The sequence below is a fragment of the Wenjunlia vitaminophila DSM 41686 genome, from assembly GCF_000380165.1.
Classification (GTDB): Bacteria; Actinomycetota; Actinomycetes; order Streptomycetales; family Streptomycetaceae; genus Wenjunlia; species Wenjunlia vitaminophila.
This window is the reverse complement of the sequence record NZ_KB904673.1, coordinates 1-17926: the sequence shown is the minus strand read 5'-3', so window position 1 is coordinate 17926 and position 17926 is coordinate 1. Positions and strand designations below refer to the sequence as shown.

At 69.7% G+C, this 17926-nt stretch carries 16 protein-coding genes; 11 read left to right on the top strand and 5 right to left on the bottom strand.

All coding sequences use genetic code 11. From position 1 onward, the window contains the following. Positions 1 to 3 precede the first annotated feature (3 nt). A complete protein-coding gene (locus A3IG_RS0115355; protein ID WP_018384461.1) occupies positions 4 to 2283 on the top strand; it encodes a hypothetical protein in 2280 nt (759 codons plus the stop codon). A 2-nt stretch (positions 2284 to 2285) separates the two neighbouring features. Then, entirely contained in the window at positions 2286 to 2864 is a 579-nt protein-coding gene (locus A3IG_RS34275) for a hypothetical protein (protein WP_157862235.1), read from the top strand. Between the two features lie 123 nt (positions 2865 to 2987). Here A3IG_RS34275 and A3IG_RS0115350 read toward each other — a convergent pair whose 3' ends face one another. Then, entirely contained in the window at positions 2988 to 3440 is a 453-nt protein-coding gene (locus tag A3IG_RS0115350) for a carboxymuconolactone decarboxylase family protein (protein ID WP_018384460.1), read from the bottom strand. 184 nt (positions 3441 to 3624) lie between these two features. Between A3IG_RS0115350 and pdxR the strand changes: the two genes are divergently transcribed. Continuing rightward, positions 3625 to 4950 (top strand): MocR-like pyridoxine biosynthesis transcription factor PdxR, encoded by a 1326-nt coding sequence (gene pdxR / locus A3IG_RS0115345; protein WP_018384459.1) that lies wholly within the window; start codon positions 3625 to 3627, stop codon positions 4948 to 4950. A gap of 318 nt (positions 4951 to 5268) precedes the next feature. Here the strand turns inward: pdxR and A3IG_RS0115335 are convergent, their stop codons facing one another. After that, positions 5269 to 5424, bottom strand: coding sequence for a hypothetical protein (locus A3IG_RS0115335; protein WP_236719056.1), 156 nt, complete (start codon positions 5422 to 5424; stop codon positions 5269 to 5271). Between the two features lie 337 nt (positions 5425 to 5761). Between A3IG_RS0115335 and A3IG_RS0115325 the strand changes: the two genes are divergently transcribed. Continuing rightward, positions 5762 to 7105, top strand: coding sequence for a transcriptional regulator (locus A3IG_RS0115325; RefSeq protein ID WP_078500529.1), 1344 nt, complete (start codon positions 5762 to 5764; stop codon positions 7103 to 7105). A gap of 16 nt (positions 7106 to 7121) precedes the next feature. On the opposite strand, the gene A3IG_RS0115320 is transcribed toward A3IG_RS0115325, so the two are convergent. Continuing rightward, positions 7122 to 7664, bottom strand: coding sequence for an XRE family transcriptional regulator (locus tag A3IG_RS0115320; protein WP_018384454.1), 543 nt, complete (start codon positions 7662 to 7664; stop codon positions 7122 to 7124). A 109-nt stretch (positions 7665 to 7773) separates the two neighbouring features. Between A3IG_RS0115320 and A3IG_RS0115315 the strand changes: the two genes are divergently transcribed. The 4 genes from A3IG_RS0115315 (at position 7774) to A3IG_RS0115300 (ending at position 12690) form a co-directional block, all read left to right on the top strand. Beyond that, entirely contained in the window at positions 7774 to 8271 is a 498-nt protein-coding gene (locus A3IG_RS0115315) for a YbaK/EbsC family protein (protein WP_018384453.1), read from the top strand. A gap of 273 nt (positions 8272 to 8544) precedes the next feature. Beyond that, on the top strand, positions 8545 to 10167 hold the full coding sequence (locus tag A3IG_RS0115310) for an alkaline phosphatase D family protein (RefSeq protein WP_018384452.1): 1623 nt from the start codon (positions 8545 to 8547) through the stop codon (positions 10165 to 10167). 227 nt (positions 10168 to 10394) lie between these two features. After that, the gene (locus A3IG_RS0115305; RefSeq protein ID WP_018384451.1) at positions 10395 to 12227 is read left to right on the top strand and encodes a serine/threonine protein kinase; all 1833 of its coding nucleotides are present in this window, start codon (positions 10395 to 10397) and stop codon (positions 12225 to 12227) included. A gap of 70 nt (positions 12228 to 12297) precedes the next feature. Continuing rightward, a complete protein-coding gene (locus A3IG_RS0115300) occupies positions 12298 to 12690 on the top strand; it encodes an SgcJ/EcaC family oxidoreductase (protein ID WP_051087513.1) in 393 nt (130 codons plus the stop codon). A 25-nt stretch (positions 12691 to 12715) separates the two neighbouring features. Here the strand turns inward: A3IG_RS0115300 and A3IG_RS29875 are convergent, their stop codons facing one another. After that, on the bottom strand, positions 12716 to 13615 hold the full coding sequence (locus A3IG_RS29875) for a helix-turn-helix transcriptional regulator (RefSeq protein WP_018384449.1): 900 nt from the start codon (positions 13613 to 13615) through the stop codon (positions 12716 to 12718). A gap of 190 nt (positions 13616 to 13805) precedes the next feature. Between A3IG_RS29875 and A3IG_RS0115290 the strand changes: the two genes are divergently transcribed. Together A3IG_RS0115290 and A3IG_RS0115285 are read left to right on the top strand one after the other, a co-directional pair. Beyond that, complete coding sequence (locus A3IG_RS0115290; protein ID WP_236719058.1) at positions 13806 to 15239, top strand: MFS transporter; 1434 nt, start codon at positions 13806 to 13808, stop codon at positions 15237 to 15239. A gap of 85 nt (positions 15240 to 15324) precedes the next feature. Beyond that, a complete protein-coding gene (locus A3IG_RS0115285) occupies positions 15325 to 15714 on the top strand; it encodes a VOC family protein (protein ID WP_026220286.1) in 390 nt (129 codons plus the stop codon). A 67-nt stretch (positions 15715 to 15781) separates the two neighbouring features. On the opposite strand, the gene A3IG_RS0115280 is transcribed toward A3IG_RS0115285, so the two are convergent. After that, the gene (locus A3IG_RS0115280) at positions 15782 to 17191 is read right to left on the bottom strand and encodes a glucoamylase family protein (RefSeq protein ID WP_018384446.1); all 1410 of its coding nucleotides are present in this window, start codon (positions 17189 to 17191) and stop codon (positions 15782 to 15784) included. 161 nt (positions 17192 to 17352) lie between these two features. On the opposite strand from A3IG_RS0115280, the gene A3IG_RS0115275 reads away from it, so the two are divergent. Further along, positions 17353 to 17926: RNA-guided endonuclease InsQ/TnpB family protein (locus A3IG_RS0115275; RefSeq protein WP_018384347.1), on the top strand; the 574-nt coding region annotated here is incomplete at its 3' end.

Below are 17926 nucleotides of genomic sequence, written 5' to 3'. Positions count from 1 at the left end.
GCGATGTCGCTCAGCTACCAGACGGTTCGTGACGCAGATCTCAAGCCGTTCTCCGAGGCCGTGGCCAAGTGGCGTCTGCTGCCTGGCCAGTTCGACACCATCGCGGACTCCTTCCGCAACGACGTCGCCAAGGGTCTGCGCGACTCCGACTGGGAGGGCGACGCAGCGGACGCCGCGTTCGCCAAGCTCGACACGGTGCAGAAACAGTTGAAGGCCGCCTCGGACGAGGCCAAGGACATCCATCAGTTACTCGACAGCGCCCTGCAGGCGCTGAGTTCCGCGCAACGCCGGCTGAAGGACATCGCCGCCGAGGTCACCGAGAACGGCAAGCTCACCCTCTCCGCCGACGGCGTGGTCTCCCTGGACCAGGCCAGGGTCCCCGACGAGCACGCCGCCGCCCTCCAGAAGAGTTACCAGGACGTCGTCCGCGGCTACAACGACGGCATCCGGCAGGCCCTCGCCGACGCCACCGAGGCCGACACCGCCCTGAACTGGGCGCTCACCCAGGACCACAACGGCCGCAGTAGAGGCTTCGACGCCGACATGTACCGCAGCGTCGCAGAAGCCCAACGCGACCGTCGCCAGGCGGCACGGGACGTGAAGACCGCCACCGAGATCGCCGCCCTCGGCGCCGACGCCACCGACAAGCAACTCACCCAGCTCAACACCATCCTCTCCCGCCGCGAGGGCGACCCCTACTTCGCCGAACGGTTCACCACCGCCCTCGGGCCGAGCGGCACCCTCAACTTCTGGCGCAACGTCGCTGACAAGGAACACCTCGGCGACGACCGCCGCGCGACCCTGCAACAGATGCAGAAGTCCCTTGGACGCACGCTTGCCACCGCAAGCCACTCGGACAGCAAGGCGATGAGGGAGTGGAAGAAGGACGTCATCGCCCTCGGCGACGACCTGGTCATGTCCGAGGACACCGCTGCTGGCCGCACCTCAACCACCTTCGGCTTCCAGGTCATGAGCAGCCTGCTCCGCAACGGGCAATACGACACCGACTTCCTCAACGACTACGGAAAGGCCCTGCTCGCGTATGAGAAGGACCAGGGTGGCCCCGGCGTCTGGACACCTACCAACGAACGCGCCCGCCTCAACCTCAGCGGCAGCGACTGGGGCAACGACCCGATGGTGGGGTACATGGAGGCCCTGGGGCGCAACTCCGACGCCGCACAGGACCTGTTCCACTCGAAGGCCTGGGACAACTTCGATTACGAAAAACCCCCGGCTGAGCAAATGGACTCGGACCTCAAATACCTTCTCACCGAGCGCGAGTGGCCTCATGACCCGGTCAGCGGAAAGGAAGCAGATCGCGGTTATGGCTATGACGAGCTAGGTCACGCGTTGGAGGCAGCCACGCTGGGCAGGCCTTATGATCGACCGGACTTGGGGCTCCTTCGTAATGCTACGACCGCGAACGTCATGGAGCAGGTAATAAGCGCTACCTACTCGGATAGCGAATTGATCGACAAGCGATTTGGTATCAGTAATAGCTTTGCCCATATGGGCGCTGGATACATTGACGACCTAGATCGGTCATTGTCCAACTTTGGCGACGCCAAGCACGGCGAAGAAATTCGAGATAAGGCATTTGGCCACGTCAACCAAAAGGGGGAGCCCACCCCTGGACACATTACCGTCACCCACGAGAACGCTCAAGATTTTTTGAGACGAATCGGAGGGCACGAAGGAGCGCATGAGATTCTCTCTGCGGCGCAATTTAATTACACGCTCGACAGGATTAAAACGTATCCAGACTCGAACGCAGAAGCGTCGCTAATCCTAGAAACTGGCGCCAAGGTGCACGGAATTCTCGATCAAGCGCGAATCAGCGACATCAACGATTCCTACACCGAAAAATCCGAGGAAGCCGATAGGAAGCTGGCGGAAGCAGCGGAGTGGAAGAAATTCTGCTTCAGCGAGGGCTTAGGAGTGACAGCCGGTGTCGTAACACTCCCTTTCGGCGGACCGACCACGTCCGCCGGCGTAGCCTTTGCCGTACCGGCAGTGGTTGATGGAATAACCGGGGCCCTGGACACGAACTTTGGCATTGATGTCGAGCGGCAACTCAAAGAGAATGAAGCTGATTTCCAGCAGCAGGAGGAGGACGAGCGTAAGAACTTTGTTTCAGCAGGGAGAAGGATGGCAATGGCCCCGCTCGATGCCTACATTTCAGCAGCAAATCTCAGGGACGACGACCCTTGGATCGGAACAGTAGACATCGAAGCCTACTACAACGTCGGCGACAACGAGACCGACCAGATCGGTAAGGAATAACTATGGTGACCGCCCGCGCCGCCCGGGTAACCATCTCACTCATTAGTTCTACGGTTTTTTCCCTATCTTTTCTCACCGCATGCGGCGGTGAGGCGGAAGGAATCTCCGCCAATGAAGTGTGCGGCGGCCTAACCGACAAGGCTGCCGAATCCCTGAACAAAATCACATCACGTAGCAGATATTCGGAAACCTCTCTGGCCAATGTAGAGGGTTTGGCGCGCAAGATCACCTTAGACGGCCACGTTCATGAACTATGCACCATCTCTCCAGTCAACAAAAAGGAACCGCTGATCGAAACGCGCGTCAGTTTTGAAAAACTGAAGAAACTCCCCCCCGAAGAAAGAGCCAAAGGGCTGCTATACTTTCCAAATATTGGAGTTCGCGCATTTTCTGACGTACTCCACGCGGAACTTTACTTCCAATGCAACAAGGAGCTATTCTACGGAATACTCACCTATCCCGTATCAGACCCTGACGGATGGGAATATCAGAAGACCCAGATGACAGTCCTTCAAGACATCTCATACAAGGTCGCACGGGAACTCAAATGCGCAGATAGCGCCCAAATCCCTAAGATCTGATCCCAGCAGGGGGCTACTGTCCATGGGCCGGTACTCCGGCCGGGCGGTGGCTGGGGAGAAGGAGCGGTCACCGCCCGTGCAGCGGAGTGGTGGGTTCCGGGCCCGGAGGGGGAACCGTCCCGGTCAGCGGGTGCCGGGCGTCTTGCGGGTGGTCACGTTCATGCGGTTCCAGGCGTTGACCGTGAGGATCAGTGCGATGAGGTGGGCCAGCTCCTTGTCGTCGAAGTGTTCCGCCGCCTCGGCGTACACCTCGTCGGAGACGCCCTGCGGCAGCAGGGTCACGGCTTCGGTCAGGGCGAGGGCGGCGCGTTCCTTGGCGGTGTAGAGACTGGACTCCTCCCAGGCGCTGAGCTGGTAGATGCGGTCCTCGCTCTCGCCGCCCCTGCGGGCGTCACCGGTGTGGTAGTCGATGCAGTAGGCGCACCTGTTGATCTGGGAGGCGCGGATCTGCACGAGTTCCAGCAGGACGGGGTCCAGGCCCTCGCGGGCGGCGGCGTCCAGGGCCAGAACGGCCTTGAACACCTTGGGGGCGACGGCGGGGTAGTTCATGCGCTGGGGGATGTGCACGGTTGTCATACCAATGACCCTAGAAGTGCGGATGACCCAAGGTATGGTGCATTCCCATGGGTGATTCGTGGGTCAATCTCCGGCTCCACGTCGGTTCGGGGCGGCCCGGGGCGGCGCAGTGAGCCCCGCCCCGGAGACGGGCAGCGATCTGCATCTAGAGCTCACCGGCAGTGGGGGTGTGCGGACGCGGCTGATGCGTGCGCTGCGCACCGCGATCCAGACGGGGCAACTGCCATCCGGTACCCGGCTGCCGCCCTACCGTTCTCTCGCCGTGGACCTGGGCGTCGCCCGCAACACCGTCGCCGGTGCGTACGCCGAACTCGTCGAGGAGGGCTGGCTCACGGCCCGGCAGGGCTCGGGGACATACGTCGCACGACGTGCCGCCCCCCTCGAGCCCACACGGCGGCGCGGCCCGCTACGCCGCACCCAGCGTTGGAACACCCACGACCTGATGCCCAGTTCCCCGGACGCGTCCGCCTTCCCGCGCTCAGGGTGGACAGCTTCGGCCCGGCGGGCACTCGCTTCAGCGCCCAGTGAGGCGTTCGGCGTCGGGGACGCCCGTGGCAGGCCCGAGCTGCGCCATGCGCTGGTGGAGTACCTGGCACGCACCCGAGGGGTGCGTGCCGAGGCGGACCGGATCGTGATCTGCTCGGGTTTCGCGCACGCGCTGGGACTGCTGTGCCGGTTCCTGCGCGGCCCGGTGGCCGTCGAGGCCTACGGACTCGAGTTCCACCGATCCGTCATCACCGGGGCGGGGCTGGAGACGGTACCCCTGACCGTGGACGCCCACGGGGCACGGGTCGAGGACCTCCCGGGCACGGGGGCGGGCGCCGCGCTGCTGACTCCGGCGCACCAGTTCCCCACCGGGGGCCCGTTGCACCCGGAGCGTCGGGCGGCGGTCATCGACTGGGCACGGACCGGCGGTGGGCTGCTCCTGGAGGACGACTACGACGGTGAGTTCCGCTACGACCGAGAGCCGGTCGGCGCGGTGCAGGGACTGGACCCCGACTGCGTCGTCTACCTCGGATCAACCAGCAAGAGCCTTTCCCCCGCACTACGGCTCGGCTGGATGGTGGTACCCGGTTGGCTCGTCGATGACGTCATCGCGGCCAAGGGTCCCCGGGAGATGTGGTCGGGTGTGGTGGATCAGCTCACCCTCGCCGACTTCATCGCCTGTGGTGCGTACGACCGCCATCTGCGCCGGATGCGCCGGGTGTACCGACTGCGCCGCGACCTGCTCACCGCGACGCTCGCCGAACGCGCCGGGCACATCAGGGTCGGGGGCGTCGCCGCTGGGCTGCACGCCGTACTGGAACTGCCTCCGGCCACCGAGCAGGCCGCACTGCGCGCCGCGCGGCGTCAGGGTCTCGCCCTGGAGGGCCTCGGCGCCTACCGGCATCCGAACAGCGCGATGCCAGCCCGCGACGGACTCGTCATCGGTTACGGAACGCCGCCGGAGCACGCGTTCTCGGCGGCGTTGGACGCCCTGTGCCTGGCGCTTCCCGGCCCGCCACATTAGAGGGGTCGTCCAGAGACGGTTGGGGCGGCGGGCGGGCGGGGCCGGGGGGCCGCCGCGCTCGGGCGTACAGCGTGGCGACGGCGCGGAGTTGGCGGCGTTCCAAGGTGTTCGCGGGGCGGACGGACGCGATGCGGGAGCGCCAGGCGAGGCCGGTGGGGCGCATGAGGCAGACGAACGGGCCGTCGAAGCCGACGACGGTGGCGGGCATCTCCACGCGCCGGTCGTAGACGACCATCCCGACGACGAGCCGGGGGGCGCGGCGGGGCGCCGTGGCTGCGGTCACCTGGCTGGTCCGGTCGCCGGGGGTGGGACGCTGGGTCACCGTTCCCCCTTACGGCTGCGGGCGTTGGCCTCGGCGACCAGGGGGCGCAGGGCGGTGGACACCGGTACGCGTTCCAGGCGGGCCGGATCGGCGTCCCACTCGCGTCCGCCGCCGAGGGGGCGGAGTTGGACGTGGGGTCCGACGTGGCCCATCACCACGCCGATCCTGTCCCGTTGGGTGTCGCGGACCGTCTCGCCAACGGTTGGCCGGGAGGCGTTCACGAGGCGACCAGCCGGGTCCGGGCGTGCCGGGCGGTCGGTGCCCGATGGCGACCGGTGGGGGGAACGAGGAGCCGCAGCAGCGGCACGACCAGCTTCTCGACCACGCGGAACACGTCCGTACCTCCTGGTTGACGTCCATGTCACCATCCGTGTCGGTCGGTCACGGGGGTGACTTTCTCGCTCTAGGTAACCGCCTCGTCACAGGAACCGCTAGCGTGAAAAACGGGGCGGTTTTTAAAAGCTTTAAGCGGCCCAGGAGTTGAGGCGCATGAGCGAGCGACGGCCGAACAGGGATCTGGAGCGGCTGTACCGGGAGACCGGCTGGACACTCAGGCAGTTCGCCCAGTCGGTGAATCGCGTGGGCACCGAATGGGGAACGCCCTTGCGGTACCGGGAGCCCTCCGCCCACCAGTGGCTCCAGGGGCACATGCCGAAGGAACAGGTGCGGCCGGTGATTCTGGAAGCGCTCACCAGGAGACTCGGTCGACCAATCGGTCATCGAGAGGCCGGATTTCACCCACCGTCATTTCAATCAAACAGCCGTACGAGTACCGTGGAAGGGCTGATCGACCTCGGGAGGCAGGACGTGGATCCGTCTCGGCGCGGTGTCCTCGGAGTCAGTCTGTTCTCGGTCGCCCTGGCGGTTCCCAACTGGCCCGACGTGGTGGGCCGTATGGAGACCGCCGCAGCGGGGACGGCGCACAGGGTCGGCATGCCCGAGGTGGACATGGTGATCGCCATGACCGAGCGCATCTCGGAGTTGGACGACCAGTTCGGTGGCCGCCACGCCAGGCCCATGGCGGCGGCGTTCCTGGTGAACACGGTGGCTCCGTACCTGTACGCCGACGCCTCCTCGTCGGTGCGCAGGGCCATGCTGTCCGCCGCCTCCGACCTGTGCTACCTCACGGGCTACATGGCCGTGGACGAGGGGTCCCACGGTCTCGCCCAGCAGTACTACCTCAAGGCACTGGAGCTCGCCGGGGCCGCCGAGGACCACCTCACGTACTGCACCACGTTGCGGGGGATGAGTGTGCAGGCGGTGGACCTGGGGCACGGGAAGCACGCGATGCGTCTGGCTGACGCGGCGGCCGCAGCTTCCCCCAAGGCCGGCCCAAGGATGCGGGCGTTCCTCTCGGGACAACAGGCGCACGCAGCAGCGCAGATCGGAGACCGGCGCAATGCAGTTCGGCATCTCCGGGAGGCCGGGGTCGCCATGGAAAAGGCGGAGTCACATGAGAGGGCTTTCGGTTCGTATGACCCGTCATCGTTGAACTACCACACCAGTCAGGTGCGGTACGAACTCGGCGACAAACACGGTGCCGTCGAGGCGATGGTCCAGGCGGACCGGTTGCGTTATTCGACCTACCGGCGGTCCCGGGTTCGGCAACGCGCCATGCTGGCCGAGCGGCAGTTCGCCGTGGGGCACCTGGAGGCGGCCTGTGCGAGCTGGCACCGGGCCCTGGACGACTATCCACTGGTGCAGTCGGGCCGCGTGGACGAGCGCATGCGGGTGATGGTGCGGCTGCTGCGCCAGCACCGGAAGAACCGGGACGCCCGGGAGCTGCTCGAACGGGCTCGGCTCGTCGTCCCGGCCGCGCCACCGTCGGCGTGAGGGGGCGGTGCGGTGCTCAGCCCTCCCGGTGCGCAGGGTCCGTCAGTGGGTACCGCACGACCAGCAGGGCTTCGACGTCACCGGATGGCGCCCGGTAGACATGCGGGACGTCGGCGGCCCAGTGGGCGTGACCGCCGGGACCCACCTCCTGGGGGGCGGAGGCGTTGCCGACGCACGTGGTGCCGGACAGGACGACGAGGTGTTCCTCGGTGCCCGGGGGGTGGGCGGCGGACTCCTGCACGGTCCCGGCGCGGATGCGCACCCGGAACACCTCGGTGACGGCGGTGGCGTCCTGGAAGCGTTCGGTGAGGACCGCGTCCACGGCGCTGCCGGAGATCCGGGCCCGCGCCGTCGGTGGTTCCAGGGCGGCGCTCAGGGGGGCTCCCAGTGCGGTGGTCAGGGCGTAGAGGGTTTCCAGCGTGGGGTTGCGCTGGCCGCTCTCCAGCTCGGAGATGGTGCCCTTGCCGATCCCGGACCGTCGGGCGAGCTCGGACAGCGACAGCTCCCGCTCGAGGCGGAGTTCCCGCAAGCGACGACCCACCTGGTCGGCCACGCCCATGGCTGCCCTCCGCTGAAAGCCCGTTGACGGTGACGTTCACCCGCCCCTACCGTTCCACAAACAGAACGTTCTGTATACGGAACGACCTCGAGCAACCTCGCGGAGCGCCATGACCCCGTCCCCGTCCCCGAACCAGTCCCTGCCCGCCCGCAGCCAGCAGGTGGCCAACGTCCTCGCCGACGCGGCCGTGCCCGGCCGGGTGCGGGTGCTGTCCGAACCGGCGCGCACGGCGGCGGAGGCCGCCGCGCTCCTCGGCTGCGACGTGGGCGCCATCGCCAACAGCCTGGTCTTCGTCTCGGACGACGAGCCGGTGCTCGTCCTGACCAGCGGCCGGCACCGGGTGGACACCGACGCGCTCGCCGCCCGCTGGGGACGCGGTCCGCTCCGGCGGGCCACCCCGGAGCAGGTGCGCCAGGCCACGGGGCAGGCGATCGGAGGCGTCGCCCCGGTCGGCCACCCCCGGGCGCTCCCCACGGTGGTGGACGTGGCCCTCGCCGACCACCCCGAGGTCTGGGCCGCCGCCGGCACCCCGCACACCGTCTTCCCCACCACCGCCGCCGAGTTGGTCCGACTGACCGACGGGCGGCTCCTGGCGGTCACCGCCTGAACGGGCCCGTGGGGCGCCTGACTGGTCCGTGTGACCGTTCCCGTGCCGCTTTCGGGTGAGTTCGGGGACGGTCCGGCGGACGGGTGCCGGGGGCGGGCGGGACGGTGTCCCGGAGGGTGTGGTGCACCGGGGCCGGATGCGGTTGGGCGGGGCGGACGGTGTGGGCTGTTCCGGCGTCGGCCACGTCGCGGTGAACTCGCCTCCATCGGGACGTCACCGGACGAACCGAGCATGAGGTCCCGTCATGCACCGTGTACAGACAGGTTGTTTCTGATGGAACTCAGTAGGCGCCGGCTTCTCGGCTCGGCGAGCGCGGGGGCGGCCGCGCTCGGGCTGTTCAGCGTGGGGTTCAGCAACGGCAGGGCGTGGGCGACCCCCCGTTTCCCCGGGGACCCGTTCCGGCTCGGGGTGGCGTCCGGGGACCCCACGGGTGACGGGTTCGTGCTGTGGACGCGGCTGGCGCCCGATCCGCTGGCCGTGGACGGTCGGGGAGGGATGCCGGAACGCACGGTCGAGGTCGAGTGGGAGGTGGCCCACGACGAGGGGTTCCGGCGGGTGGCCCGGCGCGGCTCCGAGGTGGCGGTGCCCGAGCTGGCGCACTCGGTGCACCCGGAGGTGCGGGGGTTGGAGCCGGGGCGGGAGTACTTCTACCGGTTCCGGGTCGGCGGGGAGTTGAGCCAGGTGGGTCGGGCCAGGACGGCGGCCGGGGCCCGGGACTGGGGGCAGGGGCCGGGGCGGGGCGGCCGGGTGTCGTTTGCGTTCGCCTCGTGCCAGTGCTGGTACGAGGGGTTCTACACCGCGTACCAGCACATGGCCGCGGAGGACCTGGACTTCGTGGTCCACCTCGGTGACTACCTGTACGAGAACGGGGTCGGCCCCACCGCCGGGGTGCGGAACATGCAGCTCGACGCGTCGTTCCTGCGGGAGACGTACACGCTGGCGGAGTACCGCAACCGGTACGCGCTGACCAAGCTCGACGCGGACCTCCAGGCCGCCCACCAGGCGTTCGCGTGGATCGTCACCTGGGACGACCACGAGGTGGAGAACAACTGGGCGGGCGACGTCGCCCAGGTGGACAAGGACGGCTACCCCGACCAGGACGTCACCGCGTTCCGGGCGCGCAAGGCCGCGGCGTTCCAGGCGTACTACGAGAACCTCCCGCTGCGGCTGCCGCAGCGGCCGTCGGGGGCCCGGGCGGCGATGTACCGGCGGCTGTCGTTCGGCCGGGTCATGGACCTGCACGTGCTGGACTCGCGTTCGTACCGCGACGACCAGGCGTGCGGCGACGGCACCAAGCCGGGCTGCGACGTGGACCGCAGGGACCCGTCCCGCACCATGCTCGGCGAGGCGCAGGAACGCTGGCTGCTCGACGGCACCGCGCGGTCGGCCGCCACGTGGAACGTGCTGGCCAACCAGACCCTGGTCGCCCAGGTGGACCAGAACCCGGCCCCGGAGGTGCTCTCCTCCGGTCTGGACATGTGGGACGGCTACACCGCTGCCAGGGACCGGCTGCTGACCGGGATGCACGAGCGCGGCGCCAGCAACCCGGTCGTGCTCACCGGTGACATCCACCGCAGCGTCGTCGCCGACCTCAAGCTGGACTTCGACGACCCCCGGTCCCCCGTGGTGGCGACCGAGTTCGCCGGGAGCTCCATCAGCTCGGGCAAGGACGGCGCGGCGATTGACAAGGTGGGGCGCGACTGGCTGACCCCCGGGGTCAACCCGCACCTGAAGTGGCACAACGCGCAACGCGGCTACACCAGGATGCGGCTGGACCGGCACGAGCTGCGGGCGGACTACCGGATCGTGCCGTACGTGACGACGCCGGGGGCGCCGGTCGAGACGGCCGGCAGCTTCGTGGTGGAGGCGGGGCGGCCGGGCGCGGAACCCGTCTGATCGGACCTGACGCCGGCCGGGGACTCCAACGGGGCCGCCCCGGCCGGCGAGGTGCCGTGGGAACCGCGTGGTGGCCGGAAGCGGTCCCCGCACCCGGGACCGACTGACCATGTCGCTCAGTCACACGACCATCTTTCGCACAGGTTTACGAAATGGACGCGGGCGACTCAAGGTTAGGTAAGGTGCCCTGGCACATTCGGCGTTCTGCTCGGGGGAAACGTGAGGGCATGATGGGTCACCAGCCGAACCAGATCTTCCAACCACTCGCCGGAGACGATCCGACCACCATCGCCGGGTACCGGCTGGCCGCCAAGCTCGGCGCGGGCGGCATGGGCAAGGTGTACCTGTCGTACACGCCCGGTGGGCGGCCCGTCGCCATCAAGGTGATCCGGCCCGAGTTCGGCGAGGACCCGGAGTTCCGCCGCCGGTTCACCCAGGAGGTGAAGTCGGCGCAGCGGGTGCAGGGCCTGTTCACCGCTCCCGTCATCGACGCCGACACCGAGGGCCCGCACCCCTGGCTGGCCACCGCCTACGTGCCGGGCCCCTCGCTCGCCGACGCGGTGGCCGCGCACGGGCCGATGCCCGTGGACACGGTGCTGCTGCTGGTCGCGGGGATGGCCGAGGCCCTGCAGGTCATCCACGGCGCCGGCCTGGTGCACCGTGACCTGAAGCCGTCCAATGTGCTGCTCGCCGCCGACGGGCCCCGCGTCATCGACTTCGGCATCGCGTACGCGGCCGACGCGACCTCCCTCACCGGAAGCGGTGTCACCATAGGCACGCCCTCGTTCATGGCTCCCGAGCAGGCGGCGGGCCGCCGGGTCACCCCGGCCACCGACGTCTTCGCGCTGGGCCAGGTCGCGGCCTTCGCGGCGATGGGGAACCCGGCGTTCGGCGAGGGGACGTCACACGGCGTGCTCTACCGGATCGTCCACGAGGAACCCGACCTCACCGGGCTCCCGGAGCGGCTGACGGAGCTGGTCACCCGCTGCATGGCCAAGGACGTCGACGCCAGGCCCTCGATCAGCGAGATCATCGCGCTGTGCCAGGCCGCGAACGGGGAGACGGTGCTGCGCCGCCCCGAGGACTGGCTGCCCAGCCCGGTCACCGCCGACATCACCACGCGGGCCGCGGCACCCGCCCCGGTGCAGACCCCGCCGCCGCCCTCCGCGGGCTACACCCCGACCGCCCCGGTGGCCCCGGGCTACACCCCCACCGCGCCGGTGGGCGCGGCCCCCGCGGCCCCCGCTCCGGCCCCTGCCCCCGGCCACGTCCCACCGGCGGCGCACCAGCCCCCCGGTCCCCCTCGGCCGTACCCGACGCCTGCCCAGATGCAGGCGCAGGCCCATGCCTACGCCCCGACCCAGCTCCCGCCGCCCCAGGGCCCCCATCCCGGGGCCCCGCGTCCTGGTGGCCCGTTCCCCGGACGGCCCATGCCTCCCGCGCCCCAGCCCCCGAAGGGCCGTGGGGGGCGCGCCGGCCTCGCCATCGCGGCGGTGCTGGTCTTCGGCCTCGCCGGTAGCTGCACGGCGTGGGCACTGCTCAAGGACAACGACGACCCGCAGGCCAAGAACGGGGGGTCGTCGCAGAGCGCACAGAGCAGCGACGAGGGGCAGACGAGCGGTCAGCAGTCGGGCAACGATCCGCAGTCGACCGATCCGAAGCCAACTGACCCGGAGCCGGCCTCCTACCCGGGCATCAACCTCCCCGCGGGCTACCACCTGACGCTGAGTGAGGACGACGTCCGGCCCAAGCAGGGCGAGGACGCCGACTACGAGCTCTCCTACGACACCGGTGGGTACCTCGACGCCGAGATGATGGAGGGGAACCTGGTGCTGCTCGACCCGGGGCAGCAGGGGTCCCTCGCCGTGTGCCGCCAGGACACCCGGTACACCAAGAAGATCTACCTGGACAAGATCTCCAAGGGCCGGCAGGTGTGCATCAACACCGGCAACGGTCACATGGGCCTGATCACGATCCAGGGCTTCTCACCCGAGGACTCGACGAGCAAGTACCTGACCCTGGACCTGACCGTCTGGCGCAACGCGGCGGCCACCGAGTAGGACGGTCCGGGCGGTCCCGACGCGTCCGACCCTTGACCTCAAGTTCGCTTGAGGTCTCAGAGTGGTCCGCATGAGCACCGAAAGCGCAGACATCGAGGCCATCGCACAGGTCGTGGCCACCGTCGAACGTGCCCAGCGCGCCAGGGACGTGGAGGGGTTCCTCTCGCTGTTCCACCCCGATGCCATCTGGACGACCGCCCACGGCAGGGTCCTCATCGGACTCGACGTGATCGCCGAGTTCACCCGCACCGTGCTGCCCACCGCGAGCCGGGACGGTGAGGTCACCTACGAGGCGGTGCACACGCAGTTCCTGCGGCCCGACGTGGCGGCCGTCAAGGTCCGCCAGGTCCACCACTCGGCCGGGGGCGACACCGAGGGGGCTCCGCTCTACGTCATGACCAGGCAGGAGGACGGGAGGTGGCTGCTGCACGCCTGCCAGAACACCGAAGTGCGTGTCGGCTAGCACCGACCAGAGCCGTCAGCAACGGTCACCTGTCGGGGCCCGGGGCCGCCTCGCCACGGACGGCCCCGGGTTCCTGTTGACCGGCGACGTGGTGGGACAGCAGGTGCAGCGCGTCGGCCGAGGCGGCGTCGTCGGGGGTGTAGACCTCCAGCCGGTGGTCGGGGCTCTCGGGCTGCAACCACACCTGGTAGTCAACGGAGACGTCGCCGACGGTCGGGTGCCGCAGGTGCATGGTGCCCACGGTGCAGTCCGCGACGTCGCCCCCGGCCCACAGCCTGGCGAAGTCCCGGCTGTGCATGGCGAGTTCCCCGATCAGTTCGGCCAGTCGGGCGTCGGTGGGATGCCGACCCGCGGTGAGCCGCAGGTACGCGACGTGGATCCGGGCGAGTTCGGTCCAGTTCCGATGGAGGTCCCGGGTGCGGGAGTCGAGGAAGAACATCCTGGGGATGGACGGCCGTCGCGCGGGATCGTGGGGGGCCTCGACGTCGATGTGCTCCGCGACGAGGGCGTGCCCGGTCCGGTTCCAGGCCAGCACGTCTCCGCGGCGGCCGAGCACGACGGCGGGGGTGCGGTCCCCCAGGGACGCCAGCAGCGAGAGCACCCGTGGGTGCGGCCTCTCCGGGCGGGGGCGGACCAGCCGTGACGTGGCGGGCTGGCGGGCGAGGTTGTGCAGGTGGGCCGTCTCGACCGGATCGAGCCCGAGCACGTTGGCCAGCGCTCCGAGGACCTGTGGGGAGGCGGTGCCGGCCTGGCCCTGCTCCAGCCGCGTGTAGTACCCGACGCTCACGCCGGCGAGCTGGGCGAGCTCCTCGCGGCGCAGGCCCGGCACCCGGCGGGCGGTGCCGTAGGTGCGCAGTCCGACGTCGGCGGGCGTGACCCGGCCGCGGCGGCTCCTGAGGTAGGCCCCGAGGCCCTCCAGTTCCATGACTCCGAGCGTAGGTGCAGGGGTCCGGGTCAGGGTGTCCCCGCGAGGTGTACCCACGACGTGGGGATGGTTGCCGGGCGGGCGGCGGCGCACCGTCGGGGACGTGAACGCTCAGCCTGTTTCTCCTCCGCCCGGTCCGCGGGCGTGGCTCGGCCTGCTGGTGGTCCTCGGCCCGGTGCTGCTGGTCGCGATGGACGGTTCGGTGCTGTTCCTGGCGATGCCCAGGATCTCCGAGGCGCTGTCGCCGACCGCCGACCAGACGTTGTGGATCCTGGACGCCTACGGATTCGCCGTCGGGTCCCTGCTCGTCGCGTTCGGGAACGTCGGTGACCGGTACGGGCGGCTGAGGCTGCTGATGGCCGGTACGGCGGTGTTCGGCGCGGCCTCGGCGGCGGCGGCGTTCGCCCCCGGGCCGGAACTGCTGATCGTCTTCCGGGCGCTGATGGGGGTGGCCGGCGCCACGCTGCTCCCGTCGGCGCTGGCGGTGCTCAGCGAGCTGTTCACCGACCCGCGCCAGCGGGCGAAGGCGATCGGGATCTTCGCGGCCACCTTCGCCGCCGGTTTCGCGGTCGGCCCGATCGTCGGGGGGAAGCTGTTGAGCAGCTTCTGGTGGGGTTCGGTCTTCCTGATCAACCTTCCCGTCGTCGTGCTGTTCCTGATCCTGGCCCCGGTCCTGCTCCGCGAGGTACGCACCACGGGGACCGGTCGCGTTGACGTCCCGAGCGTCGTGCTCTCCGCCGCGGGCATCCTGCTGACCGTCTACGCGGTCAAGCACGCTGCCGCGTGGGGGGTGACCGTGCCCCCGGTGGCCGCGGGGACCGTCGGCACCGCCGCCCTGGGGTGGTTCGTCCGGCGTCAGCTCCGCCTCGAGCACCCCCTGATCGACTTCCGCCTCTTCCGCGACCGGGTGTTCACGATCGCGGCCGTCACCGGGCTCCTGCCGCTGGCCGCCTGGTCGGCGACGGCCTACCTCGGCGGTGTCTACCTCCAGTCGGTACTCGGACTGACGGTCCTGGACGCGGCTCTCGTCGTGCTCCCGGGCGCGGCCGTGCTCATCGTCGCCTGCGTCGTCACACCGGCCCTGGTCGCGCGCACCGGCACCCGGACGGCGCTGGTCGGCTGCCACGTGTTCGTCGCCGCCGGGCTGCTCCTGCTGCTGGGCACCAACGCCTCCGGCGGTGTCGGCTGGTACGTGGCGTCCACCGTCGTCGCCGGCCTCGGCTACGGCATCTCGTTCAGCGTCGTCGCCGACACCGCCGTCGCCACGGTCCCCGCGGAGCGCGCCGGGTCCGCCGCGGCGGTCGCCGAGACCAGCAACGAGATCGGCAACGCCCTCGGCATCGCGCTCCTCGGCTCGCTGGCCGCCTGGGTATTCCGGCTCCAGGGGCCGGGTGTCGCCGGCACCCTCAACGAGACGCTGTTGGTCCCCGGCCTGTCGGCCGCGGTCGTCGGCGACGCGAAGGCGGCCTTCGTCACGGGTCTGCACGTCGCCGCCGCCCTCGCGGGTGTCCTGCACATCGCGCTCGGCGCCCTCACCCTGCGGCACCTGCCCGGGGCCTCCACCAGCACCGGCGACGCCGTGGCCCGGGCCGCCGAGGAGGCGAGCGGCGTCGCTCGCCCGTGAACCACCCGACGGGTTCCCTTGCACATAACTCTGTACGGTGTACATTGTACGTCGTACAGAAAACGATGGACGAGGAGTGCCCCCCGTGCAGATCAGCTCTTGCGCCGTGTCCCTGAACGTTGACGACGTCCCCGCCTCCAGCGCCTTCCTCGTCGAGCACTTCGGCTTCCACCAGGAGATGGCCGCCGACGGGTTCGCGTCCCTGACCCGCGACGACATCGGCATGAACGTCGTGTTCCTGCGGCGCGGCCTGCCGACCCTGCCCGCCGACCAGCGCGACGACCACGCCTGTGGCCTGATCCTCGCCTTCGTCGTCGAGGACCTCGAGGGCGAGCTCGAGCGGCTGCGCGCCGAGGGCGTCGCCATCACCATGCCGCTGACCGAGGAGGAGTGGGGCGAGCGCGCCTTCCAGGTCCGCGACCCCAACGGCGTCATCGTCCAGCTCGTGGACTGGAAGGGGTCCACCGCCGGGTGACCCCCCGGGCTCCCCCGTACGCCCCCGGCACGACAGGGGGCGTACGGGGGGCGTCGGGGAGGTCCCCTCAGATGCTGAACTGCTCCCTCGCCAGCACCGGCCGCACCCGGGCGCGGAACCCTCCGGTACGGAACGGCCGCTGGAGCAGCCCGGGCCTGAGCTGCTGCGCCAGGGCGGCCGCGATCATGCCCTGGTCGAGCGCGAGCAGGTAGTCGCTGACCCGCCCGGTGGTGACGTCGACCGAGTCGCGGAAGCCGTACTCGTCGTCGTACGCGCCGAAGTCCCCAGCGAGAGCCCGGAGGTTGGCGACCGCCTCGTGGCGGGCCTGCGGCATGGCGAGGAAGGAGGCGTGCGGGGTGACCACGCCGAGGGAGTTGTAGCCCTCCTGCTGCATGCCGATCGCGTCCACCCCGTACTCGCGGTAACCGCCCTCGGGGATGTTGGCCGGGGAGAACCCCCAGTACCCGTACTCCGCCTCCACCAGTCCGTGCTCGATCTGGCTGCGCACGTAGCGGTCGTGGTTGCGGCCCCAGGAGCGCGGCGACCACTCGGCCTCCGGCACGAAGAGCGGCACCATCAGCGCCTCGAACATCGACCCTCCCCAGGAGGGGACGAGCCTGCGGCCACGGTAGGTGTAGTGCCCCTGCCACACCCGCACGCCGTCCACCTCGACGTACGAGCCGGCGGGCTCCTGTTCCTGCCCCATGCCCGGCAGCAGGGTGCGGAACATGTGCCAGTAGTGGTCCGCGGGGAGCGAGCCGTCGGCGATGCCGAGGTAGCTGGCCATCCTGGGCTCGGTGTTGAGGGCTCCGTAGTGGTGCCCCGTGGGCTCGCCCTTGCCCGGCTTGTCGGGCCAGTAGCCGCCGCGCAGTTGACCGGGACCGGCCACCGGGTCGGCCGGGTCGTACGGCGTGTAGTAGTACGACCAGTCGGCGTCGGCGAGGAGCCTGGCGACCCGCGGACGCAGGGCCGGCTCGGCGTCGGCGGCGATCCGCAGACCGGTGACGAGCCAGGCGTTGTCCACGGAGGACAGGAAGGGGCGGACAGGGTCGCCGGTGCTCGGCCAGGTGGTGAGCACCGAACCGTCGTGGGCGTCGTACCAGTTGAACCAGAAGCCGTGCGCGCGCTCGAGACGCTCCACCGCGGTGACGGTGCGGGCCAGTTCACGGCACATGACCGAGTGCGGGATCACGCCGAGTCCGGCGGCAGCCACCGTGGACCACAAGCCGCACCCGATGTTGGTCGGCGAGGTCTGCCGGGACGGCACAGGCGTCCCGGTGCCGGACACGTCGATCTTGTCCGCGGTCAGGCCGAAGTCGGTGGTCAGCGCGGCCATCGAGCGGTAGGTGGCCTCGAACCAGGTCCGCAGCAGCGCGGTGTCCGAGAAGGTGCGGGAGGGAGCGGCGAGAGCCTTGGGGGCGGCGCCGGCCGCCAGCGCGACGGCGCCGGCGGTCGTGAAGAACGTACGACGGTTCATCGGAGCCTTCCTTCGTGGATACCCCCGGCTTCAGCCGGGGGAGGGAACGAAGCTCCTGCGGAGCAGGGCAGGGAAAGCCGGTTCGCCGCCAGGGCGGACCGGCGTCCACCCATCACCGGCCAACAGCCACCACTCACGCAAGGGCTGGCACAATGTGAGGCGTGGCGCTGCAGGTCAAGCGGGCTTTCAAGTACCGCTTCTACCCCACCGACGAGCAGGCAGCAGAGCTGTCGCGCACGTTCGGCTGCGTCCGCCTCGTCTACAACAAGGCGCTGGAGGAACGCACGCGGGCCTGGTATGGCGAGCAGCGCCGGATCTCCTACGTCCAGTCCTCCGCCGCGCTCACGCAGTGGAAGAAGACCGAGGAACTCGCCTTCCTGGCAGAGGTGTCCTGCGTCCCGCTCCAGCAGGCACTGCGCCACCTTCAGACGGCGTTCACGAACTTCTTCGCCAAGCGCGCCAAGTACCCCCGGTACAAGAGCCGGAAGAAGTCCCGCGCGTCGGCCGAGTACACCCGCTCCGCGTTCAAGTGGCGCGANGGGAAGCTGACGCTCGCGAAGATGGCCGACCCGCTGGACATCCGCTGGTCGCGTCCCCTTCCGAAGGGTGCGGCACCGACGACGGTGACCGTGTCCCGCAACAGCGCCGGGCGCTGGTACGTGTCCCTGCTGTGCGATGACCGCATCACCCCGGCCCCGGCCACCACGAACGCGGTCGGTATCGACGCGGGCATCA